The organism is Mycobacterium sp. (assembly GCF_049647605.1).
Lineage (GTDB): Bacteria > Actinomycetota > Actinomycetes > Mycobacteriales > Mycobacteriaceae > Mycobacterium.
On the sequence record NZ_JBARXZ010000242.1, the window covers coordinates 1 to 22,654 of the forward strand.

23 protein-coding genes are annotated in these 22,654 nt (G+C 66.8%); 10 read left to right on the forward strand and 13 right to left on the reverse strand.

The features are described from left to right. Nucleotides 1-58: 58 nt before the first annotated feature. The 3 genes from eccB to WBB07_RS29915 are packed head-to-tail and all read right to left on the reverse strand — an operon-like array spanning nucleotide 59 to nucleotide 3,234. Nucleotides 59-1,414, reverse strand: a complete 1,356-nt coding sequence (gene eccB, locus WBB07_RS29905; RefSeq protein WP_526313481.1) for a type VII secretion protein EccB — start codon at nucleotides 1,412-1,414, stop codon at nucleotides 59-61. Between the two features lie 54 nt (nucleotides 1,415-1,468). Continuing rightward, nucleotides 1,469-2,533, reverse strand: a complete 1,065-nt coding sequence (locus WBB07_RS29910; RefSeq protein WP_526313483.1) for a polyprenyl synthetase family protein — start codon at nucleotides 2,531-2,533, stop codon at nucleotides 1,469-1,471. Next, nucleotides 2,530-3,234 (reverse strand): hypothetical protein, encoded by a 705-nt coding sequence (locus tag WBB07_RS29915; RefSeq protein WP_526313485.1) that lies wholly within the window; start codon nucleotides 3,232-3,234, stop codon nucleotides 2,530-2,532. Before WBB07_RS29915 ends, WBB07_RS29910 begins: the two co-directional genes overlap by 4 nt. An 84-nt stretch (nucleotides 3,235-3,318) precedes the next feature. Between WBB07_RS29915 and WBB07_RS29920 the strand changes: the two genes are divergently transcribed. Genes WBB07_RS29920 through WBB07_RS29930 form a run of 3 tightly spaced genes read left to right on the forward strand, consistent with a single transcriptional unit; the run spans nucleotide 3,319 to nucleotide 10,485 of the window. Next, entirely contained in the window at nucleotides 3,319-5,223 is a 1,905-nt protein-coding gene (locus WBB07_RS29920) for a hypothetical protein (RefSeq protein ID WP_526313487.1), read from the forward strand. 13 nt (nucleotides 5,224-5,236) lie between these two features. Next, the gene (locus tag WBB07_RS29925; RefSeq protein ID WP_526313489.1) at nucleotides 5,237-8,431 is read left to right on the forward strand and encodes an ATP-binding protein; all 3,195 of its coding nucleotides are present in this window, start codon (nucleotides 5,237-5,239) and stop codon (nucleotides 8,429-8,431) included. Then, a complete protein-coding gene (locus tag WBB07_RS29930; protein ID WP_526313491.1) occupies nucleotides 8,428-10,485 on the forward strand; it encodes an FAD-dependent oxidoreductase in 2,058 nt (685 codons plus the stop codon). Before WBB07_RS29925 ends, WBB07_RS29930 begins: the two co-directional genes overlap by 4 nt. A 6-nt stretch (nucleotides 10,486-10,491) precedes the next feature. Here WBB07_RS29930 and WBB07_RS29935 read toward each other — a convergent pair whose 3' ends face one another. Continuing rightward, on the reverse strand, nucleotides 10,492-11,742 hold the full coding sequence (locus tag WBB07_RS29935) for a saccharopine dehydrogenase family protein (RefSeq protein ID WP_526313493.1): 1,251 nt from the start codon (nucleotides 11,740-11,742) through the stop codon (nucleotides 10,492-10,494). Between the two features lie 76 nt (nucleotides 11,743-11,818). Next, nucleotides 11,819-12,373, reverse strand: a complete 555-nt coding sequence (locus WBB07_RS29940) for a CGNR zinc finger domain-containing protein (protein WP_526313495.1) — start codon at nucleotides 12,371-12,373, stop codon at nucleotides 11,819-11,821. A gap of 84 nt (nucleotides 12,374-12,457) precedes the next feature. Between WBB07_RS29940 and WBB07_RS29945 the strand changes: the two genes are divergently transcribed. The 5 genes from WBB07_RS29945 (at nucleotide 12,458) to WBB07_RS29965 (ending at nucleotide 16,450) form a co-directional block, all read left to right on the forward strand. Beyond that, nucleotides 12,458-13,477: an EamA family transporter gene (locus WBB07_RS29945; RefSeq protein WP_526313497.1), complete on the forward strand. Its 1,020-nt coding sequence runs from the start codon at nucleotides 12,458-12,460 to the stop codon at nucleotides 13,475-13,477. A 125-nt stretch (nucleotides 13,478-13,602) separates the two neighbouring features. Continuing rightward, nucleotides 13,603-14,214: a cutinase family protein gene (locus WBB07_RS29950; RefSeq protein WP_526313516.1), complete on the forward strand. Its 612-nt coding sequence runs from the start codon at nucleotides 13,603-13,605 to the stop codon at nucleotides 14,212-14,214. Nucleotides 14,215-14,339: 125 nt separating this feature from the next. Further along, nucleotides 14,340-14,963, forward strand: a complete 624-nt coding sequence (locus WBB07_RS29955) for a cutinase family protein (RefSeq protein ID WP_526313518.1) — start codon at nucleotides 14,340-14,342, stop codon at nucleotides 14,961-14,963. Nucleotides 14,964-15,017: 54 nt separating this feature from the next. After that, a complete protein-coding gene (locus tag WBB07_RS29960; RefSeq protein WP_526313499.1) occupies nucleotides 15,018-15,722 on the forward strand; it encodes a cutinase family protein in 705 nt (234 codons plus the stop codon). A 47-nt stretch (nucleotides 15,723-15,769) separates the two neighbouring features. Continuing rightward, a complete protein-coding gene (locus WBB07_RS29965; RefSeq protein WP_526313501.1) occupies nucleotides 15,770-16,450 on the forward strand; it encodes a cutinase family protein in 681 nt (226 codons plus the stop codon). Here WBB07_RS29965 and truA read toward each other — a convergent pair. From truA to infA, 8 genes are all read right to left on the reverse strand, one after another. Beyond that, nucleotides 16,447-17,340, reverse strand: a complete 894-nt coding sequence (truA, locus tag WBB07_RS29970) for a tRNA pseudouridine(38-40) synthase TruA (RefSeq protein WP_526313503.1) — start codon at nucleotides 17,338-17,340, stop codon at nucleotides 16,447-16,449. The two genes, WBB07_RS29965 and truA, sit on opposite strands and share 4 nt — an antisense overlap. After that, nucleotides 17,324-17,863, reverse strand: coding sequence for a 50S ribosomal protein L17 (gene rplQ, locus WBB07_RS29975; protein ID WP_526313505.1), 540 nt, complete (start codon nucleotides 17,861-17,863; stop codon nucleotides 17,324-17,326). The genes truA and rplQ overlap by 17 nt, the downstream gene beginning before the upstream one ends. Nucleotides 17,864-17,922: 59 nt before the next feature. Continuing rightward, the gene (locus WBB07_RS29980; RefSeq protein WP_526313507.1) at nucleotides 17,923-18,975 is read right to left on the reverse strand and encodes a DNA-directed RNA polymerase subunit alpha; all 1,053 of its coding nucleotides are present in this window, start codon (nucleotides 18,973-18,975) and stop codon (nucleotides 17,923-17,925) included. 87 nt (nucleotides 18,976-19,062) lie between these two features. Next, nucleotides 19,063-19,668, reverse strand: a complete 606-nt coding sequence (gene rpsD, locus WBB07_RS29985) for a 30S ribosomal protein S4 (RefSeq protein WP_526313509.1) — start codon at nucleotides 19,666-19,668, stop codon at nucleotides 19,063-19,065. 13 nt (nucleotides 19,669-19,681) lie between these two features. Beyond that, nucleotides 19,682-20,104, reverse strand: a complete 423-nt coding sequence (gene rpsK / locus WBB07_RS29990; protein WP_526313510.1) for a 30S ribosomal protein S11 — start codon at nucleotides 20,102-20,104, stop codon at nucleotides 19,682-19,684. 6 nt (nucleotides 20,105-20,110) lie between these two features. Then, entirely contained in the window at nucleotides 20,111-20,485 is a 375-nt protein-coding gene (gene rpsM / locus WBB07_RS29995) for a 30S ribosomal protein S13 (protein WP_526313512.1), read from the reverse strand. 208 nt (nucleotides 20,486-20,693) lie between these two features. Next, nucleotides 20,694-20,807: a 50S ribosomal protein L36 gene (gene rpmJ / locus WBB07_RS30000; protein WP_003879483.1), complete on the reverse strand. Its 114-nt coding sequence runs from the start codon at nucleotides 20,805-20,807 to the stop codon at nucleotides 20,694-20,696. 49 nt (nucleotides 20,808-20,856) lie between these two features. After that, nucleotides 20,857-21,078: a translation initiation factor IF-1 gene (gene infA, locus WBB07_RS30005; RefSeq protein ID WP_003418601.1), complete on the reverse strand. Its 222-nt coding sequence runs from the start codon at nucleotides 21,076-21,078 to the stop codon at nucleotides 20,857-20,859. A 293-nt stretch (nucleotides 21,079-21,371) separates the two neighbouring features. On the opposite strand from infA, the gene WBB07_RS30010 reads away from it, so the two are divergent. Together WBB07_RS30010 and WBB07_RS30015 are read left to right on the forward strand one after the other, a co-directional pair. Next, nucleotides 21,372-21,887 (forward strand): NfeD family protein, encoded by a 516-nt coding sequence (locus WBB07_RS30010; protein ID WP_526313514.1) that lies wholly within the window; start codon nucleotides 21,372-21,374, stop codon nucleotides 21,885-21,887. Between the two features lie 31 nt (nucleotides 21,888-21,918). Further along, nucleotides 21,919-22,654: flotillin family protein (locus WBB07_RS30015; RefSeq protein ID WP_526313520.1), on the forward strand; the 736-nt coding region annotated here is incomplete at its 3' end.

The window sequence follows — 22,654 nt, forward strand, 5'->3', positions numbered from 1 at the left end:
CGCACGACGGCGCTTGTCGGCGCAGGGCTGTGCAGCCTGGTGCTGGCCGGGCTGGCGGCTATGACCCGCCGGCAGCGATCCCGTCCCACACGGTGAGAGCCGCCCTGCGGCTCAGCTCGGGTCCGGCCGGGAGAGCGTCGAGAACCGCGCGGGGCACCGGCAGCGGGTCTGCCATCCCCAGCGCGCCGGCAGCCTCCGGGTCGGGGACACCAAATCGGACACCGAGTTCGGTGACCAGCCACCCGGCGCCGGTGACGGCTCCGTCGGTCACGAAGGCGCTGCGTCCGGCAGGCAGGTAGACCGCGTCGGTGCGGGGTCCGGCGGCATCGGCCTGCGCCAGCCGGACCGGCACCTGATCGGAGGTCACCGGCAGCTCACCGCGGATCAAGTCGGTGACGCCGTCGTGCCAGGACACACACACCGCCCCCGTGGCGGCCCCGCTGACCGCGCCGAGGCGCTCCGGGAAGCTCTCGACCGCCAGGGTGCCCAGCCTCGGCAGGGCGCCCACAACCGCCGGAGCGACCGCGGTGACCGCGCTACTGGTGTTGGCCTGGGTGCGCCGGACCACATCGGCGGCAACCTGGCCGACCCGCTGTACACCGCCGGGCAGCACCACGTAGAACTCGTCCCCGGACGGCTGCCGAACCTGCACCACCTCGCCGACGGTGAACCCGGGCAGCGCGGCGGGTCCGGGCATGCCGGTCTCCGGAATGCGCGGTACCCGCAGCGGCGCCACCTCCGGCAGCAGATCCAGCAACGTCGGCGACAGCCGCACCGGCGCAACACCTTCGATGCCCAGTGCCCGGATCATCACCGGGTCGTTGTGATCCACACGGGCGCGGCGGCCGCCGTACAGCAGATAGGTGGTGCCGGACGGACCCACCGCCAAGATGGCGCCGTCGGCATCCATCGGCCGGGCCTGGGCCGCCAGCGGCCCGGCGATCACCGTGGTCATCTCGTGATCACACACGGTCCACCGGGATTCCGCTGCGGCCAGCGGCGACCCGAGTATTGCCGGAGCCCCCGGAATACCGAGCAGGGCCCCGCGCGCCGACCCCGCGATGGCCGCCTCGGTGACCTGTTGGGGCTTGTCCGCGGTCCCGGTGATCAGTTGTGCCGATGTCAGATTCAGGACGGGGTGGACAACGTCGTCGACGCGGACGTACACTGCGCCGCTGTCGGGCACTGTCACCAGGTCTGCCGAACCGAGCTGCGGTTGTGGCCGGGCCACGGCGAACACCCCGTAACCGGCCACCACGAGTGCGGCGCCGATGACGCCGACCATCATCGAGATCGACTGGGCTCGCGGCGAATCACCGTCGGCATGCACGTCGTGATGTGCCAGCGCTTGTTCCATTCGGCGCGCAAAGAAGCGTTGACCGCTGGCGTGCAAACGTTTCGAAGGTCGTGCCACCGGACCACGCTACGGCGCGGCCACGTTCCCGCGTCACCCGTCATCCACAGGCAGTCACCGCCAGCGTGCCCACACGTACGGCACCAGCGACCGCAGGAAATCGAGATCGGGCCCCGGTTCGGCGGCGGCGAAGGCCAACTCGAACAGCTCCTCGGCCACCAGCAGAATCCCCTCGGCGTACTCGCGGGTGAACGTGATGCTGCCGTAGTCGTCCATCAGTGCCCGGATCCGGGCGACGAGTTCGGGGCTGCGCTGCGCCCGGGTCCGGCGCAGGTAATCCCGCACCAGCTCCCGGTCCGCACCGGCTGCCGTGTCCATCAAGTGAACCAGCGTCAGCGTGCGCTTGCCCTCGTAGAGATCGCCGAGGATCTCCTTCCCGTAGGTGTCTTGGTCGCCGATCAGGTTGAGCAAGTCATCACGGATCTGGAAGGCGGCACCGAAGTGGAACCCGAAGCGCACCAGCGGAGCTGGATCGACGGCGCCACCGGAACCCACCATCGCGCCGACACACAACGGGTGAATGGTGGTGTACCAGCAGGTTTTGTGCATGATCAGGGCCAGATAGTCCTGCGGCCCGAGGTCGTCGACATTGTCGTTCTGCCAACCGATCTCGGTGGCTTGGCCCTCCAGCGTCCGCATGGCCATGGTGTCGAATTCGGACATGACAAGATCGGCAAGGTCTCGATCGAGTCGGCGCACCGCCCGCCGCAGCACCTGACTGGCCACGATCGCCAGCCCGTCACCAGCATTGAGCGCGGCTGCCATCCCGTGCTGCGCGGTCAGCGTGGGCCGGCCCCGCCGCATCTCGCTGCCGTCGGCGATGTCGTCATGTACCAGAAATGCGTTGTGCAACAGCTCGATCGCCACCGCGATACCCAACATGTCGTCGGGTCGTGCCCCAAATGCCTGTCCGGCAGACAGGCACAGCGCCGGCCGCAACGCCTTACCGGGACGGGTGGGGTACTCCCGCATCGGCCGGTAGAGCCACCGGTGTGGTTCCCCGTCGGGCATGGCGTCGAGCATGGCCCGCCGAACCGACTTGCCGACGTGCCGCAACGTGTCCTCGACCTCGGTGACCAAATCACCGGCCGACCAGCCGGTCTCAGCGGGCTCGGTCACGCGTCAGCGGACCGGACGGTGAGCGAAACCGGTAACCAGACATCCGGGTGCCCGGTGACCAGCACCGTCCCGCGGTAGCGGCCCGGCTCGACAAGTTCACCGACATCGAGGGTCATCTCGATCCCGCGGCTGCATCTGGGCGGCATCGGTACCCGCTCCGGGGCGAATCTGGCCGCCGCCGCAGCGATCACCGCTCCCTGGTCGCTGAGCAGATCACTGCACCGCACCCCGATCTCACCGTGATCCTCGGCGGTGATGTTGTGTATCCACAGCACCGCGCTGACCTGTGCACCCGGCGGCGCGTCGAACTCCAGGCGCCCCATGGCCCGGGCGGTGGCGAGGTCTACGGACGCGGCGTCACCGCCGGCCTCGGAGCCCGCCGCGCCGTCCGGTGGCGTGCCGACCGCCCCGAAGAGCGGTTGACCGACAAGTGACCACCAGGTGCGCAGGAACGGCTCCATATCGGTGGCGCCGAAGACGTCGGCGCGTTGATCCTGTGTCAGCGGCGGCGCCACCGACAGCGCCGGCCCGGTGCCGCCGAGCCCGTCGGCCGCGAGCCTGACAAATCGGTCGACGAGTTCGCTGGCGGCACGCAATCCCTCCGCCTGGATAGCACTGAAGGCACGTCGATTTGCCGTGGAATCGAAGACTTTTGCCCAGGGGACGGCACCGTCGACACCGTTGGCCGTACCACTGTCCACCGCAGCCCCCTCAGGTCGTGAACACCGCCCCCAACCACCCGCTTCCCCGGTATGCTAGCTGCGCAAATCGGGCCAGGAGGGGCAATGGCAGCGCTGCGTTCGCTACTGGAAGTCTTCGGGGCACTCGACGAGGTGGCCAACCGTACCGACGACCCGACAATCACGTCCACAATAGATGCATTTCTGCCGGCCGCGACGGCCCATTCCGGCTGGTACGGCCAGGTGGAGAGCTTCTTCTTCGGTGCCGGTGCCCGCGGCACACCTGACCTGGACCGGGCGCTGGCCGAGATCGCCCGTCAGGACCGGGATGACGGCCACCGGCTCACCGCCGCGCAGAAGTCCCGCCTGTATTTTGCTGTAACAGCGATTGCACGTGTCCAACAGGTGTCCGGGCCATCCCGGTTCTCCTCGTTGACCGGTTCCGATTTCAGTGACTCGCTGATCGACGCGCTCACCGTACTGGGACCGGCAACAGCAACTTTCGAGGAACGCAGCACCAGGGCCGCACAGGTGCGCGCCGACTTCATCGAACAAGTGCAGTTCCGCATCCCCGACCGGTTGCGTTACTACGATTTCCGCACCTACTCGGCGTCCAACAACTGGATCGACCAGCAAATGGTTCGAATCCCGTTGTGCCAGTCCACCATCGTTGATGTCGATGGTGTCGAATCGGTCCTGATCGACACCGAATGCCACTCGGATTCCGTTTCGCTGAACCAGCTCGAAGCCGTCGTCAATCCCTACAACTGGCACCACAATTACCGGGACTTCTTCTGCAACATGGGAACCTGCGGCGCCCCGGAACGCCCCGACAGCTGGCGACGGGTTCTGGAGACCGTCGGATTCTGCAGCGCCGACGGCAGCCGCACGCTACGCACGCCGCTGAAGTACCGGACGCATGAATTCCTGGCGCTCGGCGAAGCCCGGCTGGACTACGACCTCGACGAGTCGAGGCTGTACCAGGGTGACGGCCTGGTCACCGTGGACCGCGGTTACATCAACATGTGGGCCACCACCAGCAATCCCGAGGATCCCGGTGTGCGAGTGCGGACCCGCAAAGTGGTGCACATCACCGGGCTGCTGCCGTACGCGCAGGCCCGGCTGGTGTGTCTCACGGGCTACGGCACCGCATCGCAGGAATTCCTGTTCGGTGCGGCGGCCGCCCCCTATCCCGAGGCCGTGCCGTTCGATTACTACGGCCCCGCCCCCGAGCCGAGTGCCGCCGAGCCGGCCGGGGGCACCTCCACGACCGCCGATCATGTGGCGACCACCGCGGTCAAGACCTGGACCCGATCCATCGGGAAACTGGCGGGCGGATACTTCGGCATTGCCGGCAAGTTCGCGGCCGGGCAGCTGCGGTTCGACGACATCGCCGACTACAGCAAGCAAGTCGGCACCGAGCTGGTGAAGGCGCCGAAAGAGTTCCTCGACGCCGTCGACCGGCCGCGCTACCCGGAGACCGGGGCCGCCGAGCAACCGCCCGCGGCAGCCGATGGCAAGTTCGGCCGCTACGAGAACACGGTCCGGGCCCTGTTGCATCAGATCAACACCATCGCCGACGAGGCGGCAGTGGCCGACAAGGCCGGAACCTGGGGCCTGGACGGCTGGATCCGCACCGTCCACAACCTGATCGATGTGCAGGTCCGGGCGTACGCGGCCCTCATCGAGGCAAGTACCTCCTATCCGTGGTGGGGGCTTGCCGTTGCCGGTGATCCCCAGCCGTCCGAACGGATCCAGATCGATCCGGTGGCGTTTGCGCGCCACGTCCGGCCCACCACATTCACCCGGCTGGGGCTCGACCGAACACGGGTCGACGGCTCGTGCATCGGGGTCATACCGGAGTGTCTCGCCGCCGGCGCCGATCACGTCAGGTTGTACGTCAAGGATCACCGCTACATCGGCTCGAACTACACGGGTTTCCTGGTCCTGACCAACGTCGAGACCGCACCCGAGTATCGGCAGGAGATCTACGTGCGAGCCGGATTGTGAGCCGGGACCGCTGATGACGCCCGGGCCGTCCTCGCCGAACATCGACGAACTTCTCGACCGCGCGGTGGCGGCGATCAACCGCGGTGATCGAGCCGCTGCCGACGCCCTCGCCGGTCAGGTGCTTGCGGTCGACGGCGGCAACACCGACGCCGAAGATCTGTTGTCCACACCGGTCGACGGCGGTGAGATACGGCGATTGACAATGCTTTTTGTCGATCTTGTCGATTCGACGGCGTTGTCGACGCGCATCGATGTCGAGGTCTATCGGACGGTGGTTGGCTCCTACCGGGACCTGGTCCTCGAGGTGGTGAGTCACTACGCGGGCCATATCGGATCCACCAAAGGTGATGGGCTGCTGGCGATCTTCGGCCATCCGCAGGCCCATGAGAACGATGCACACCGGGCCGTTCATGCCGGGCTGGACCTGACCCGGGAAGTGAGCGCGCTCAGTGCACGGGTCCGCAGCCGCTTCGGTTTCGACATCGATGTGCGAGTCGGTATCCATCGCGGCATGATCTACCTCGACACCGCCCAGGACGATGTGTATGGGCTCGGCGTCAATCTCGCCGCGCGCATCTGCAGCCTCGCCGAGCCCGGCACGGTTGCCGTGTCGGCCGCCATCCAGAAAGTGGTGCGGGACGAGTTCGAATTCCAGGAACAATCCCCCAAAACCGTCAAGGGTGTCGACGGTCCGGTGACCTACTACCGGGTGCTCGACGAGCGCGACCTCGCCTCGGTGGTCCGCGGTCCGCTGGTGGGCCGCACCCGCGAGCACCGGTACCTCAAAACATGCTGGGCTCAGGCACAATCGGGCACCCTGACGCCCCCGGGAGTGGCGTTCACGGGTGAGGGCGGCATCGGCAAGAGCCGGCTCGCCGGTGCCGCGGTGGATCTGGCGGAGAAATCCGGCGCTGTCGTGTTGTCGTTGTTCGGCTCGCCCTTCCACACCGAGGTCGGCCTGCGGCCGGTGCGACGGCTACTGGAGATCCGGTGTGGCATCAGCCGTGGGGCCGACCGTGCGGAGTCACTGCGGCTGCTCGAGGCGGAGATCAAGCGCCGGTCGATGGACCCGGACACCGCGGTGCCACTGCTGGCCCCGGTGATCGGGATCGGACCCGGCAGCGGCTACCAACCCGCCACCGCGTCCGGTGGGCGGCTCTACGAGCGGATAGTCGGCACCGTCAAGGAGTATCTGCTGGCCTGCCTGTCCACCGGCCCGGGTCTGGTGCTCATCGAGGACTTCCACTGGCTCGACGAGGACACCACCGAGGTGGTGCGGGCGCTGCTGGCCGAAGGTCTCACCCGGACCCTGATCGTCATCACCGACCGCGGACAAACGTCGATGAACCCCGCGGTCCGGACGTTCGAACTGACACCGCTGCGCGACGACGAAGCCGATCAGCTCATCCACGCGCTGCACCCGCAGCTGGCGGCAGCCGCACGCCGAGCGGTGCAGGAACGCTGTGACGGCATTCCGCTCTACATCGAGGAGGTCGTCGCCAAACTCAAGGCTCAGCCCGGCGACCAAAGCGGTTCTGCCCAGGTGCCCGACACCCTGTACGAGGCGCTGATCGCCCGGCTGCAGTCCAGCCGGAATTCATTGCAGGTCATCGAGATCTCGGCGCTTCTCGGCAGCCGCATCGACCGGCGGCTGCTGTCCTCGGTGATCGATACCGACGAGGAGTCGGTGGCCGAGCTGTTGAACGGCTTGGCCCGCAGCCGGGTGCTGCGATCGATCGACGCCACCAGCTGGCGGTTCCACCATGAGTTGCTGCGCGAGGTTGCTGCCGAGCTGGTGCCTCCCACCCTGCGCCGGCGCCTGCACAGCCGCATCGCCGACGCGTTGGTGACGATCGCAGCCGACAGTCCACCGGAGTGGCCGTTGGTGGCCCACCATTACCTTCAGGCCGACCGGTTCGCCGAGGCGGCGGTGTCCTTTCAGAAAGCCGGGGCAAACGCCCGCCATCGCGGTGCCCTGGCCGAGGCGCTCACCCATCTGAGCCACGCATTGGACTGCACGAGTCGGCTGGACCCGGGACGTGCCAGGGACCGACACGAGATCGAGATCCGGCTCGAGCGTGGGTTTCTCACGTCGGTGGCTCACGGTCATGCCAGCCCCGAGGCTGCCGCCGAGTTCGAGCGCTGCCTGCAACTGATCGGCGATGAGGCCAGCGTCGAACTGTATGCCACGCTGAGCGCCCTGTGGAGTTACTACGCCACCCGCGGCGACCTGCGGCGCGCAACACAATTGGTCACCGCGCTGCGAGCGCGGCGCGGCGACCTGCCGGACTGGTACCGCGTTGCCAACGATTCGGTGGCCGGCTCCTTGGCCATGTTCCGCGGCGACTTCCACACCGCCCGAGCCACTCTCGAGTCGACGATCGTGGCGATCGATCGGCTCGGGCCACGTGATATCGAGGATGCGTGGTTCGCCCCGAACGATCCCCTGGCCGGCGCCTACTCCCTGGTCGGATTTCTCAGATTCATCCAGGGTGACCTGACGGCCGCCGAATCTGCGTTCGCCGAGATCGAGAGTCGTTGCCAGAGATTGGGTTTCCCGCACGGCCCGTTCACGCTGTGTTATGCCCGCGCGGTCGAGACCCTGACCAGGATCGAGGCCGGCCAGCTGGATCGGGCCGCGGCGCTGGTCGCCGAGGTGGCCCGTCGTGGCGAGGCCAACGGCTTCGACGAGTGGGTGATGATCGCGGCCTGCAACCAGGCTTCGGTGGGCGCTCGGATGTTGTTGGCCACCGGCCGGGCCGGTCCCGACACACTCCAGGAGCACATCGCCGCCAACACCGCCGTCGTCGACGGCTGGCGGGCCGCGGGGACAAAAACCTTCCTTGCCTGCTACGACGGGGTGTTGGCCCGGGTCCTGATCGCCGCCGGGATGGCCGAGGCCGGTCGCGACCGGATCGACCTCGCGCTGCAGATGGCCGAGGACACCGGCATCCACTTCTACGATGCGGAGCTGCTGCGGATCCGCGCCCACACCTACGACGATCGGCTGACCAAGCATCACATCCTGACAAAAGCCACCCAACTGGCGCGCGACCAGGGTGCCTACACCTTTGAACTCCGTTGTGCCGCTGATGATGTCGAGGTGTTCGGCGAGCCGGCCCGCGAGAGTCTGCACCAAGCACTGAGCCGTTTCCCCGCTGAGCAGTCCTGGCCTGATCTGGCCCGTGCCCGAACACTGCTGAGGTGACTCGGCGCCACAAGGTGGTCATCCTCGGCGGCGGGATGGCGGGACTGAGCGCCGCCTGGCGCCTCAGTGAACCGGGATGGCGGGACCATCTGGAATCGATCACGCTGTTTCAGCGGGGCTGGCGGCTCGGCGGCAAGGGCGCCTCCAGCCGCGGCATTCACGACCGGATCGAGGAACACGGTCTGCACGTCTGGCTGGGCTCCTACGACAATGCGTTCGCCCTGCTTCGCGAGTGTTATGCCGAGCTGGACCGTGCCACCACCGATCCGGCGGCACCGATTCAGACCTGGGACCAGGCTCTGATCCCGTCCGACGAACTCGGCATGGCCGACAAGTGGGGCACCGACTGGCAGGTGTGGTCGGGGCGCTTTCGCCGAAACCGGGACCTGCCGGGTGAGCCCGACAGCACCGGCCGCGAGCTCACCGTGGTCGAATTCGTGCGTCGCGCCCTGGAGTTGCTACTCGATTTTGCCGACTCACTACACCCCTGTGGGAGTCCCGGTCTGGTCTTGACCACCACCCCCGCACCGCACGGCGACACTGTCGTCGACATGCTCCGCCGGAGCGTCTTCGCGGTCCTGGCCTCCCTGTCGGTGGCACCGACGTCAGAGGCGCTGCGCGCGGGCCTGCTGGGCGTGCCCGCCGAGCAGCTCCGCCAGGAGCTCGACGGTGAGCGTCGACCCGAGCAGCGCCGGTTCTGGTTGCTGGCCTCCCTGCTGACGGCCACCGCCCGTGGCCTGCTCAGCGACGACTTGATCAGTGACCCACAGGGTTTCCGGGCCATCAACGACGAAGAGTACGGAGACTGGCTGCTGCGCCACGGCGCCCACCCCGACGTCCTCGACCATCCCCTGATCCGCGGCCTGTACGACATGGTCTTCGGGTACGTCGACGGAGATTGTGATCGCCGCGCCCTGGCGGCCGGAACGGCGGTGCTACTGACCGGAATTGCGTTGTTCCAGTATCGGGGCGCGTTCTTCTGGAAGATGACGGCAGGGATGGGCGACGTGGTGATCGCGCCGCTCTACCAGGCGTTGCGGCGCCGCGGCGTGGATTTTGAGTTCTTCCACCGGGTGGACTCGCTGCAGCTGGATCCCGGACGCACCCGGGTCGAGGGAATTGCTGTCGGACGACAGGTCGAGCTGGCTGCGGGCGCGGACCGCTACGAGCCGTTGATCACCTGCCGGGGCCTGCCGGTGTTTCCCGACGAGCTACTGACCGACCAGCTCGACCCCGGTCGGCAAACGTCCGGCGTGGAGACGCATTTCGGTCGCCGGCACGATGTCGAGATCCGACAGCTGCGGCGGGGCGCCGATTTCGACCAGGTGGTCCTGGCGACCTCGTTGGGGATGATTCCACTGATCGCCCAGGAATTGATCGAGGACAGCCCCGACTGGTCCGATATGGTCAACCAGGTCCGCACGGTGGCCACCCAGTCATTTCAATTATGGTTGCGGCCAACGGAATCCGAAATGGGATGGGATCGTCCAGGCGTCACCACCAGCGGGTACGTCGCACCGTTCGACACCTGGGCTTCGATGCCACAGACATTGTGGGCCGAGGACTGGCCCGCCGCCGACCGACCTCAGACCGTCGCTTACTTCTGCGGGGTGCTCGATGCCGAGTGGCCCACCGATGTCGATCACGACCAGTACCTCGCCGACTGCCGACAGCGTGTGATCACCACGGCCCGAAACCATCTCGATCACCATCTGGGTTTGTTCCTGCCCGGGGCGGTCACCGGGGCCGGGTTCACGTGGTCGCTGTTGTGCGGCGCCGGTGCACTCGAAGGCGGCGCCGCTCTGGCGACCCAGCATGTCAGCGTCAATGTCGACCCCTCGGATCGGTACGTCCAATCCGTGCCCGGCTCGGACAGATTTCGGCTGCGCCCCGACGAGAGCGGTTACGACAACCTGTTCCTGGCAGGTGACTGGACCGACTCCGGGATCAACGCCGGCTGCATCGAAGCCGCCGTGATCTCGGGACTACAGGCCGCCAACGCCCTTCTGGGGCGGGGACGGTATCACCGGATTCGCGGTTTCTACCTGCCGTGACGGCGATCAGTACAGCCGTGCGCCGGAGAGTTTCACCCCCACTTCGGGTAGTCGTTGCAGCAGGGCGTCTCCCATGGCAGCCGCTGGGGTGAGCACTCCGGCGAGAGCCGGCAGCCGGTCACGCTCGGTGGCCAGCAGCAGAGCGCTCTCACCGAGAAGCACGGCTGTGGCGGAGTAGCCCGGGTCGGCCCGTTGACTCATCGACGCCACGTACCGGTGACCCCGGCTGGTCGTGGTGTAGGTCTCCACCTTGTAATAACCCCCGCTGCCGGTGTCACACCCGGCACCCCGGTCCGGTGTCAGCCTCTCGACGAATCCGGTTGGCAGCGCGTCGAAGTAGTGGCCCCCGTACCGCGCCGCCAGCCCGACGCCGGCACTCATCGCCGCCGCCAGCATCGGGGCGATCGGCGAGGAACCCATGCTCATCGTCTCCGAATACCGCAGGTTTCGCCCGTACCGCCACCCGAGCAGCGCATTGGTGCGCCGCACGCAGCGAGTGTTGTACAGCGCCATCAGATATCCGCCGGTCCACAATCCCGTCAGCTCGGGTGCGATCTCACCGCCGCTGCGCACCCAAAGGTCCGGTTGGGCGCCGAGATCGGGTTCGTGGCCACGGTCCGGGCTCAGACTGTAGACATCGTCGAGGACCGCACGCATCGCCGGGTCACTCTTGGCCAGCCGCATCAGTTCGATCATCGTCGCGACCGATCCGCCGGAGTAGCCGCCGGAGTAGCTTCGCAGCACAAATGTGGTGTCCAACAGGTCACCACCCGACTCGGCCACCGCGCGGCGGTGCAGCGCGTAGACGTTGAGGTCCGACGGAATCGAATCGAATCCACAGGAATGCACCAGCCGGGCGCCGCTGCGTGACGCACGCTGGTGGCAGCGTTCGATACTGCGCCGCACAAACGGGACCTCACCGGTGAGGTCCACATAGTCGGTTCCCGTCTCCGCGCAGGCCTCGACCAACGGCAACCCGTGCCGGCTGTAGGGCCCGACGGTGCTGATCAGCACTGCCGTGCGGGCGGTCATCGCAGCCAGGGCCCGTTGATCGGAGAGGTCGGCGACGGTGATCTCCCAGTCGTGGCCGGGTGTCGCGAGGCGGTTTCGGGCCGCACGCAACCGATCGGGTGAGCGTCCCGCCAACCCGGCTCGCAGATGCGGCCTCGTCCTGGCCAGGTAGTCGGCGGTGAGTCCCCCGACAAAACCCGTCGCCCCGTAGATCACGATGTCGAGGTCGCGCTGTCCAGCGCGCATGGTCGATGACGCTACCCGAGCAGCAGGTCCGGCACCGGGCTTCGGGCCGGCCTTTCCGCTGCGCAGGCCGCCGCCGTCAGTCCTCCTTGGCGTGCCGTTCGCGGTAGGCGGCGACATGCTGGCGGTTACCGCAGTTGCCGGTGTCGCAGAACATGCGGGACCGGTTGCGCGACAGGTCGACCAGCACGGCGTCGCAGTCGGGTGCGGCACAGATCTTGAGCCGGCGCAGCTCCCCCGCCCGGATCAGGTCGGCCAAGGACATCGCTATCTCGGCACCCATCCGCTGAGCCAGCGGATCATCGATGGAGGCCAGATGCAGATGCCATTCCGGCATCTCGGGGTGGCGGGTCAGCCAGGGCGCGGCCCGGGTGTCGGACAGCAGTTTGTTCACCTGACCGACGGTCTGTTCCTCGTCGTCGGCCATCGACCAGATCGCTCCCAGCCGCTCCCGCAATCGGTGCACGGCCTCCAGTTCGGCGTCGTCGTGGTCACGGCGTCCGGTGTAGCCCCAATTGACCAGGAACTCGTCCAGCGCGGTCTGGTTCGCAAGCTGCTCGCCGTCGACCCGGTCGCTGTTGACCAGCACACACGCCTCGCGCAACGTGAGCTCGGTGTCATGTGTGAAATTCATTTGACTCCTGACCTCCCGTAACCCTACTGTCATGACCAAAGTTCACTTTACTCATTACACCGTTGACGCCCGAGGAGGTGGCCCATGCTGTTGACCAAGCCCGCCGACACCACGTTCCGGCTCGGCATGCTGTTTGCCCTGGGCTCGGCCTTCACTTTCGGCTTGTCCGGCCCCTTTGCCAAGTCCTTGATGGCGGCCGGGTGGAGCCCGACTGCCGCGGTCACCGCCCGCCTTGCCTGCGGGGCTCTGGCCATGGCCGCCTTCGCCACCGCGGCCAGGCCCGGCTGGTTCCGGCAAGCCCTGCAGCACCGCAGAGTGGTCCTGCTCTACGGCCTGATCCCGATCGCCGGCGCTCAGCTGTGCTACTACAACGCTGTTTCCCACCTGTCGGTCGGCGTTGCGCTACTCCTCGAATACACGGCGCCGCTGTTGGTGGTGGGCTGGGTGTGGGCAAGCACCAAGCGTCGGCCCGGCAACCGGACGCTCATCGGAGTCGGCACCGCCATCATCGGCATCATGCTGGTTCTCGGCGTTTTCGAAGGGCTGTCCTCGGCCCACGTCAACGGTATCGGCATCACCTGGGGACTCGCGGCGGCGATCTGCGCGGCGTGCTACTTCCTGATGGGCGAAAAGGTCAGCACCGACGGCAACGGACTCGATGCCATCGCACTGGCTGCGGGCGGTCTCATCGTCGGCGCCGTGGCAGTCGGCGGCCTCGGACTGTCGGGTCTGATGCCGCTGGTGTTCACCGACAATGAAGTGGTGGTCGCGGGGTTCACCACATCGTGGATCGTGCCGGTGGCGCTGCTGGCCCTGCTGCCAACGGCGATCGCCTACACTCTCGGCATTGCCGGCATCGCCCGGCTGCGGCCCAGCTTCGCGTCCCTGGTGGGACTCTCGGAAGTCCTGTTCGCCGTGCTCTGGGCGTGGCTGCTGGTCGGCGAGTCCATCAATCTCACCCAGGGCGTCGGAGGCCTCATCGTCCTGCTCGGTCTGGCGTTGGCCCGGTCAGGTGACCGTTCCCCAGAGGTGACGGCCGCAACCTGGCCGGATGCCGTCCCCCCGGAGCTCCCCGAGCAGCCCGATCGCAGCCTTTCCGGCTGACGACGACACGATCCCGCCGCGACAAAGTGTGGCGAACGGCTAACATGTTTGCTGTGACGAGCCACGGATGCGCGGTGACCTTCTCTCGACTCTTCCCCAGGGCAGCAGGCGCGCTGGCGGCACTCATGGTGGCGGCTGCGACGCTGGTCGTGGCGCCTCCGTCGATGATCCCGGCTGCCCAGGCCGAGCCCTGCCCCGATATCGAGGTGGTGTTCGCACGCGGCACCGACGAACCTCCGGGCCTGGGCCGGGTCGGCAGCGCGTTTGTCGACTCCCTGCGTGGCCAGGTCGGCGGCCGCTCGGTCGGAACCTACGCCGTCAACTATCCGGCCACCTATGACTTCCTGGCTGCCGCCGGCGGAGCCAACGACGCCAGTGGCCACATCCAGTGGATGGTCGACAACTGCCCGAACACCCGCCTGGTCCTGGGCGGTTATTCCCAGGGCGCGGCCATCATCGATGTTCTCGCGGCCGTACCGTTCCCGGCGATCGGGTTCAACGCCCCACTGCCCCCCAACGTTCCGGCCCACATCGCCGCGCTGGCGGTGTTCGGCAACCCCACCACCAAGGTGGGGCTGCCGCTGACCGTCAGCCCCGTCTACGGCCCCCGCTCGATCGATCTGTGCAACGTCGGCGATCCGGTCTGCTCCGGTGGCGAGGACATCCTCGCGCACAGCAACTACGGCCCGGCCGGGCTGACCAGCCAGGCCGCTACTTTCGTCGCCGGACACCTGTGAATTCGGCCGAGTCCCAACGGTATGTGACTATGAGGAACATGAGCCACGACACGGGTCACCCGTCATTTCTCCGCCGGACGGCCCGCGCCATCGGGCGCAGCACGCTGCCGGCCCTGGCGGTCGCGATGACAGCGGGCCTGGCGGCTCTACCGTCGGCCGGCCTGCCAACCGCAGGTGCCGAGCCGCCGTGCCCCGATGTCGAGATACTGTTCGCCCGCGGCACCAGCGAAGCACCCGGCATCGGACGCGTCGGGGAAGCACTGGCTGATTCACTGCGCGCTCAGGCGGGCGGACGGACGGTCGGGACCTACGGGATCAACTACCCGGCCACCTATGACTTCCTCGGCGCCGCCGACGGAGCCCGTGATGCCACCAACCGCATCCAGCTGATGGCGCAGCAGTGCCCGGGCACCCGCATCGTGCTCGGAGGCTACTCGCAAGGCGCCGCGGTGATCGACATGCTTGCCGGCATCCCGCCACTGGGCAACCGGGTCGGCGACGTCGGATCGGCCCCGCCGCTGCCGTCGAACGTGTCGGGCAATGTCGCCGCGGCAGCGGTGTTCGGCAATCCGTCGGCAAAGTTCGGGGTGCCGTTGTCAGGATCCGGTGGGTTTGCGGGCCGGGCGATTGATGTGTGCAACGAAGGTGACCCGATCTGCTCGGACGGCCGCAACCCGTTTGCGCACACCAGCTACGAACGGACCCCTCTGGTACCCCAGGCCGCCGGCTTCATCGCGGCGCGGCTCTGACCCCGCCCGCCGCCGAACCGGGACCCGTACCCGTCGCACGCTAACATCCACAACATGGGCCACTCCTGTCACAGGCAGGTTGGGCGGTTTCTCGCCTCGGCATGCGCCGCGCTTGTCACCGCCACCTTGTTGGTTGCGGCGCCGGCAGCGCTCCCGGCAGGTTCGATGGTTCCCACCGCCCAGGCCGTGCAGTGCCCTCAGGTCCAGGTCGTGTTTGCGCGCGGCCGCGAAGAACCGGCGGGCACCGGCATCGTCGGCACCGCATTTGTCAACGCGCTGCGCGCCAAGAGCGACAAGAACATCGGCTACTACCCCGTCGACTACGACGCCAACCTCGGCGTGGACCAGGGCGCCAACGACATGAGCTCGCATATCCAGTACATGGCGCGCAACTGTCCACGAACCCGCCTGGTGCTCGGCGGCTACTCGCTGGGCGCAGCGGTCACCGACATGGTCCTGGCGATCCCCGGTCCGATGTTCGGGTTCGACAACCCGCTGCCACTGGGCAGCGACGGTTACATCGCAGCGGTGGCGTTGTTCGGCAATGGCAGCAGCAAAGTGCTGGGCAGCCCGATGTCGGAATTCGTCCCCAGCTACACACACAAGATCATCGACCTTTGCAACGCCTCGGATCCGATCTGCAGTGAGAACATGGACTTCAACACCTGGGCCGGCGACTGGTCGAACCATTTGCAGGCCGCCTACGTCGACTCCGGCCTGGTCAACAAGGCTGCAATCTTTGCCGCCGGCAAGCTCTGACACCGAGCCACCTGGCGCACTCCGCCAGGTTCCGTAACATGAGATGCATGCGAGTCGGGCGCACGATCGGGTCATTCTGGGCGGCACTCGGTGCTGCAGCAACATTTGTGGTGGCTCCGGTGGTGACACCTGGCCTGACTGCGGCCATCCCCACTGCCGCCGCAGCGCCGTGTCCACAGGTCGAAGTGATCTTCGCCCGTGGCCGAAACGAGCCGGCCGGTGCCGGCCAGCTGGGCAACGCCTTTGTCAGTGCCCTGCGGCAGAAGACCGGCAAGGACATCAATCTGTACTCCGTGAACTACCCGGCCGACAACCAGATCGACGTCGGCGCCAACGACATGAGCTCACGCATCCAGGACATGGCCGGCCGCTGCCCCGACACCCGCCAGGTGCTCGGCGGTTATTCGCTGGGTGCGGCCGTCACCGACGTCGTACTGGCAGTGCCGTTCGGGTTCTTCGGGTTCGACAAACCGCTACCGCCGGGCATGGACCAGAAGATCGCCGCAGTGGCACTGTTCGGCAACGGTGCGGCCTGGGTCGGGCCGATCAGCAACTTCAGCCCGGTGTACGGGGCACGGACCATCGAGCTGTGCCACGGCGCCGACCCGATCTGCAACCCCGCCGATCCCAACACCTGGGAGAACAACTGGTCCGATCACCTTCAGCCCGCGTACATCAACAGCGGAATGGTGAACCAGGCAGCCGACTTCGTGGCAGCCCGCGTCTAGAGGGTCCGCCGGTCGCGGGTCACCAGCGTCCGGCCGGCCAACTCGTCGTCCGGCGGGTAGTCCACACCCACCAGCGTCAGGCCGCGCGCCGGTGCGGCCGCGACATCGCTGGACCGCCGGGTCTCGGCGAGCAAGCCGCCCAGCCAGTCAGCGGGCCGGCGATGCTCCCCCACCGCCACCACCGCCCCGACCAGTGAACGCACCATGTTCCAGCAGAACGCGTCGGCGGTCACCGTTGCGGTGATCAGGTCGCCGTCTTGCTGCCACTCCAGCGCCTGCAGGTCACGAATGGTGGTCGCACCTTCACGATGCCGGCAGAACGCGGCAAAATCCTGCAGCCCCAACAGGTGCTGCGACGCCACCCTCATCGCCTCGACATCCAGCGGCCGCGGCCACGCCGTGATGTAGCGCGCCTGCAGCGGCTCCACCCCATAGGGTGCCGTCGACAGCCGGTACCGGTAATGCCGGCGCAACGCGGAGAAGCGTGCGTCGAAACCCGCCGGCGCACGCACGATGTCACGCACCCGCACATCGGCAGGCAGGAATTTGCCCAGCCGGCGGACCAACGTCCGGAACTCCGGTTCTCCAGGACGCGGCGTCCGCGGATAGGCCGCCGGCACCGCCGCTACCGGGATGTCGACATGGGCCACCTGCCCGGTGGCGTGGACACCGGCGTCGGTGCGGCCGGCGGCGCACACCACCAGCGGCACCCGGAACACCGTCGAGAGTGTCTCCTCGAGCACACCGGCTACCGTGCGCTGCCCGACCTGACTGGCCCAGCCGGCGAATTCGGTTCCGTCGTAAGCGATTTCCAACCGAAGACGAGTATGCCCGCCACCGGATTCGATGGCGGGCACACTCGCAGCGTTATCGCTAGGACTTCTTGTCATCCTCGGCAACAGCCTCGGTAGCTTCAGCGGTTTCCTCGGCCTTGGTCTCTTCGACGGCCTCGTCACCCGCGGTCTCTTCGGTGGTCTCCTCGGCTGCCTCTTCGACAACCTCGGTCACCTTGGGTGCCGAGACCCGACGGGCCCGGTCGGCTTCGGAGGTCACCGTCTTCTCCCGCACCAGTTCGATGACGGCCATGGGGGCGTTGTCGCCCTTACGTGCCTCCACCTTGATGATCCGGGTGTAGCCACCGTCGCGGTCGGAGAAGAACGGCCCGATCTCGGCGAACAGGGTGTGCACCACATCCTTGTCGCGGATCTTCTTCATCACCTCACGCCGGTTGTGCAGCGTGCCCTTCTTGGCGTGGGTGATCAGCTTCTCCGCGTAGGGCCGGAGTGCCCGCGCCTTCGGCTCGGTGGTCTTGATCCGGCCGTGCTCGAACAGCGACGTGGCCAGGTTGGCCAACAGCGCCTGCTGGTGCGACGACGAACCGCCGAGGCGTGCACCCTTGGTGGGCTTGGGCATTGCGACTATCTCCTAAATGGGGCCGGCCCCCGTATCAGGTAGGACCGGGACGGGATGTGTTAGAGCTGTTCGGTTTCGGCGTAATCCTGGTTGTCGTCCAGGTCGTAGCTGGCATCGCTGTTCCAGGTGCCGGTGGCGACGTCGTAACCGGCAACCTCGGACGGATCGAACGTGGCCGGCGAATCCTTCAGCGAGAGACCCAGCTGATGCAGCTTGATCTTCACCTCGTCGATGGACTTCTGGCCGAAGTTGCGGATGTCCAGCAGGTCCGACTCCGTGCGGGCGACGAGCTCGCCGACGGTGTGCACACCCTCGCGCTTGAGGCAGTTGTATGACCGCACCGTCAGGTCCAGGTCGTCGATCGGCAGCGCAAAGCTGGCGATGTGGTCTGCCTCGGCCGGCGACGGCCCGATCTCGATGCCTTCGGCCTCGACGTTGAGTTCCCGTGCCAGACCGAACAATTCGACCAGCGTCTTGCCGGCCGAGGCCAGGGCGTCACGCGGGCTGATGGAGTTCTTGGTCTCGACGTCGAGGATCAGCTTGTCGAAGTCGGTGCGTTGCTCGACACGCGTGGCCTCCACCTTGTAGGTGACCTTGAGGACCGGCGAGTAGATGGAATCGACCGGGATACGGCCGATCTCGGCACCGGAGGCCTTGTTCTGCACGGCGGGGACATAGCCGCGGCCCCGCTCGACAACAAGCTCGACCTCGAGCTTGCCCTTGTCGTTGAGCGTCGCGATGTGCATGTCGGGGTTGTGCACCGTCACACCTGCCGGCGGCACGATGTCACCGGCGGTGACCGAACCGGGGCCCTGCTTGCGCAGGTACATGGTGACCGGCTCGTCCTCTTCGGACGACACGACCAGGCTCTTGAGGTTCAGGATGATGTCGGTGACATCTTCCTTCACTCCGGGAACGGTGGTGAACTCGTGGAGCACGCCGTCGATGCGGATGCTGGTGACCGCTGCGCCCGGGATGGACGACAGCAGCGTGCGCCGCAGCGAGTTGCCCAGGGTGTAACCGAAACCGGGTTCCAGCGGCTCGATGACAAACTGCGACCGGTTCTCGGCAATGACCTCTTCGGCCAGAGTGGGACGCTGTGAAATCAACATGGTGTTGTGTTCTCCTTCTCGGCAACCGCTATTTGATGCCGTTAAGTGGATCCTGGCCCGGCCCCACAAGAGGGCCGGGCAGGACTGTTACTTCGAGTAGAGCTCGACGATGAGCTGCTCGGTCAGCGGGATGTCGATCTGGGCCCGCTCGGGCAGCTGGTGCACGAGGATGCGCTGACGCTCGCCGACAACCTGCAGCCATGCCGGGATCGGGCGGTCACCAGCGGTCTCCCGCGCGATCTGGAACGGCAGCGTGTTGATCGACTTGTCCTTGATATCGACGATGTCGTACTGCGACACGCGGTAGCTGGGGATGTCGACCTTCACACCGTTGACGGTGAAGTGCCCGTGGCTGACCAGCTGACGCGCCATACGGCGGGTGCGGGCCAGACCGGCGCGGTACACCACGTTGTCCAGACGGCTCTCCAGGATGCGCAGCAGGTTGTCACCTGTCTTGCCCGGGAGGCGGTTGGCCTCTTCGTAGTAGCGACGGAACTGCTTTTCCATCACGCCGTAGCTGAAGCGAGCCTTCTGCTTCTCCTGCAGCTGCAGACGGTATTCGCTCTCCTTGATCCGCGCGCGGCCGTGCTGGCCGGGCGGGTAGGGGCGCTTCTCGAACGATTGGTCACCGCCAACCAGGTCGACGCCGAGGCGGCGTGACTTGCGGGTTACGGGTCCGGTATAACGAGCCATTTCCTAGTCCTCCCTAGACCCTGCGCCGCTTGGGCGGACGGCAGCCGTTGTGCGGCTGCGGTGTGACGTCGGAGATCGCACCGACCTCGAGGCCTGCGGCCTGCAACGAGCGGATGGCGGTCTCGCGGCCCGAACCCGGGCCCTTGACGAAGACGTCGACCTTCTTCACGCCGTGCTCCTGCGCCTTGCGGGCAGCGTTCTCGGCAGCCAGCTGCGCGGCGAACGGGGTCGACTTACGCGAACCCTTGAAGCCGACGTGACCCGAGGACGCCCAGGCGATGACATTGCCCTGGGGGTCGGTGATGGAGACGATGGTGTTGTTGAACGTGCTCTTGATGTGAGCGGCGCCGTGCGGAACGTTCTTCTTTTCCTTGCGGCGAGTGGTCTTGCCGCGCCGGGCAGCAGTAGCGCCCGTGGCCTTTTTTGCGGGTGGCATCGTGGGTTACCTGGCCTTCTTCTTGCCGGCGATGGTGCGCTTCGGGCCCTTGCGGGTACGCGCATTGGTCTTGGTCCGCTGGCCGCGCACCGGCAGGCCGCGGCGGTGCCGCAGACCCTGGTAGCAGCCGATCTCGATCTTGCGGCGGATATCGGCCTGCACCTCGCGGCGCAGGTCACCCTCGACCTTGAGGTTGCCCTCGATGTACTCGCGAAGCTGCGACACCTGGTCGTCGGTCAGGTCTTTGGAGCGCTGGTCCCGGTCGATGCCGGTCGCCGCCAGGATCTCCTGGGAGCGGGTACGGCCGATGCCGTAGATATAGGTCAACGCGATCTCCATGCGCTTGTCGCGCGGGAGGTCGACGCCCATGAGACGTGCCATCAGGCAGTGTTTCCTTCTTGTCGCGGAGGTCTTGTCCCAGCCCGTTCCCCGTCTGTTTCGGGGTCCGGCCTCCGTGCCGGACGTGGATGAGCAGTGGTGAAATCGTCTTGATGGCGCTGGCGCGCCTGCTGCTCAGTGGTGCTGGGAGTTCTGCATTCAGTTGTGGGTAGATCAGCCGGTGATTGGCCAGGTGCTGGTGGGCGCCTGACTAACCTTGCCTCTGCTTGTGGCGCGGATCAGAGCAGATCACCATGACCCGCCCATGCCGGCGGATCACCCTGCACTTGTCGCAGATCGGCTTGACGCTCGGGTTCACCTTCACGGCAGTTCGATCCTGTTCTTGTCTGGTTTGCGGTTGGTCAGTCGGACATTTACTTGTAGCGGTACACAATGCGGCCCCGGGACAGGTCGTAGGGAGAAAGCTCCACCACGACACGGTCCTCGGGCAGGATGCGGATGTAGTGCTGCCGCATCTTGCCGCTGATGTGGGCGAGCACCTTGTGTCCGTTCTCCAGCTCAATGCGGAACATCGCATTGGGCAGAGGCTCGACCACGCGGCCCTCGACCTCTATGGCACCGTCTTTCTTTGCCATATCTCTTCAGCGATCCTTGCTATCGGTTTCGTGTCATACAACGTTCGCATTTTGCGCCCGACTCGGCACAGCGCACGCCACCGACTACCAACGTGAACCGGGAATGAGACATTCCAGAAGTTCTTCTACAGTGGCCCCAAAGGGGAAATCTGCAGAAGGAGCACGCAAAGAGCCGGCGCGATAGCCGCACCGTTTTTCCACGATACCCGCTCGGTGGCCAGGCTCCAAAACCATCGCCACCAGCACCGCCCGGGAGATGCAAAGATGGAGCCGATGACGGCGAGGGGGCCCAGATGACCGCTGTTTATGTGGCGGCGTTCGCCGTCGGCGCAATCGCGGTGCTGTCGGCGTTACTGTTGGCCGACTTCGGCCATGGCACCCATGACGGCCTGCCGTTCCTCAGTCTGACAAGTCTGTCCGCCGGAGTGCTGGGTGCCGGTGCGGGCGGTCTCATCAGCACCTGGGCCGGTGTCAACACCCTGGGCGCAGGCTTGGTCGCGCTGGGCACCGCCGCCGCGCTGGTACTGCTGCTGCAGGGCGTCGTGATGCCGTACCTGCGCAAGCAGCAGTCCAACTCCCAACGCGGGCGCACCTCCTACGTCGGGCTTCTGGGCACCGTGACCCTGGAGATCCTCCCCGACAGCTGGGGTGAGGTCACTTTCGCCGACGCCGACGGAAACCGGGTCCGCGCTCGGGCGGTGACCGCCGAACCCGCCGCCCTGACCAAATCCACCCGTGTCTACATCGCCGATGTGGATGCCGACTATCTGCACGTCGTCGCTGTTCCAGACCCGCAGTTCCCGAACTGATCGGAAGGCTCCAGAACCCGTGTCCTTGCTCATGATCGTCATCGTCTCCGCCGTCGCCGCACTACTGCTGTTCGTTGCACTGCCGCTGGTCTATGTGAAGAACTACATCAAGGTGCCGCCCAACGAGGTTGCCGTCTTCACCGGTCGCGGCACGCCGAAGGTGGTCCGCGGCGGTGCCCGGTTCCGGGTTCCCGGGATCGAGCGCGTCGACATCATGAGCCTGGAACCGTTCAACGTCAGCATCAACCTGCAGAACGCGCTGTCCAACAACGGCGTCCCCGTCAACGTCGAGGCCGTCGGCCTGGTTCGGATCGGCTCGGCCGACGAGGCCGTGCAGACCGCGGTGCAGCGCTTCCTGACCTCCGACCTCAACAACCTGCAACGGCAGATCAACGAGATCCTGGCCGGCAGTCTGCGCGGTATCACCGCCACCATGACCGTCGAGGACCTCAACTCCAATCGCGACTCGCTGGCCCGCAGCGTGGTCGACGAAGCCGGCGGTGATCTGGCCCGCATCGGCATGGAGGTCGACGTTCTCAAGATCGCCGGCATCTCCGATGCCAACGACTACCTCAAGTCGCTGGGTCAGCGGCGCATCGCCGAGGTCAAGCGGGACGCCGCCGTCGGTACCGCCGAGGCCGAGCGGGACTCGCAGATCCAATCGGCCAAGGCCCGACAGGCCGGCTCGGTGGCCCAGGCCGAGGCCGACACCGCGATCGCGACCGCCAACCAGCGGCGCGACGTCGAGCTGGCCCGGCTGCGTGCGC

Coding starts and splice junctions, on each gene's coding strand:
- WBB07_RS29920 (WP_526313487.1), top strand. CDS start 3,319: ATGGCAGCGCTGCGTTCGCTACTGGAAGTCTTCGGGGCACTCGACGAG.
- WBB07_RS29925 (WP_526313489.1), top strand. CDS start 5,237: ATGACGCCCGGGCCGTCCTCGCCGAACATCGACGAACTTCTCGACCGC.
- WBB07_RS29935 (WP_526313493.1), bottom strand. CDS start 11,742: ATGCGCGCTGGACAGCGCGACCTCGACATCGTGATCTACGGGGCGACG.
- WBB07_RS29940 (WP_526313495.1), bottom strand. CDS start 12,373: ATGAATTTCACACATGACACCGAGCTCACGTTGCGCGAGGCGTGTGTG.
- WBB07_RS29945 (WP_526313497.1), top strand. CDS start 12,458: ATGCTGTTGACCAAGCCCGCCGACACCACGTTCCGGCTCGGCATGCTG.
- WBB07_RS29950 (WP_526313516.1), top strand. CDS start 13,603: ATGGTGGCGGCTGCGACGCTGGTCGTGGCGCCTCCGTCGATGATCCCG.
- WBB07_RS29955 (WP_526313518.1), top strand. CDS start 14,340: ATGACAGCGGGCCTGGCGGCTCTACCGTCGGCCGGCCTGCCAACCGCA.
- WBB07_RS29960 (WP_526313499.1), top strand. CDS start 15,018: ATGGGCCACTCCTGTCACAGGCAGGTTGGGCGGTTTCTCGCCTCGGCA.
- WBB07_RS29965 (WP_526313501.1), top strand. CDS start 15,770: ATGCGAGTCGGGCGCACGATCGGGTCATTCTGGGCGGCACTCGGTGCT.
- truA (WP_526313503.1), bottom strand. CDS start 17,340: ATGACAAGAAGTCCTAGCGATAACGCTGCGAGTGTGCCCGCCATCGAA.
- rplQ (WP_526313505.1), bottom strand. CDS start 17,863: ATGCCCAAGCCCACCAAGGGTGCACGCCTCGGCGGTTCGTCGTCGCAC.
- WBB07_RS29980 (WP_526313507.1), bottom strand. CDS start 18,975: ATGTTGATTTCACAGCGTCCCACTCTGGCCGAAGAGGTCATTGCCGAG.
- rpsD (WP_526313509.1), bottom strand. CDS start 19,668: ATGGCTCGTTATACCGGACCCGTAACCCGCAAGTCACGCCGCCTCGGC.
- rpsK (WP_526313510.1), bottom strand. CDS start 20,104: ATGCCACCCGCAAAAAAGGCCACGGGCGCTACTGCTGCCCGGCGCGGC.
- rpsM (WP_526313512.1), bottom strand. CDS start 20,485: ATGGCACGTCTCATGGGCGTCGACCTCCCGCGCGACAAGCGCATGGAG.
- infA (WP_003418601.1), bottom strand. CDS start 21,078: ATGGCAAAGAAAGACGGTGCCATAGAGGTCGAGGGCCGCGTGGTCGAG.
- WBB07_RS30010 (WP_526313514.1), top strand. CDS start 21,372: ATGACCGCTGTTTATGTGGCGGCGTTCGCCGTCGGCGCAATCGCGGTG.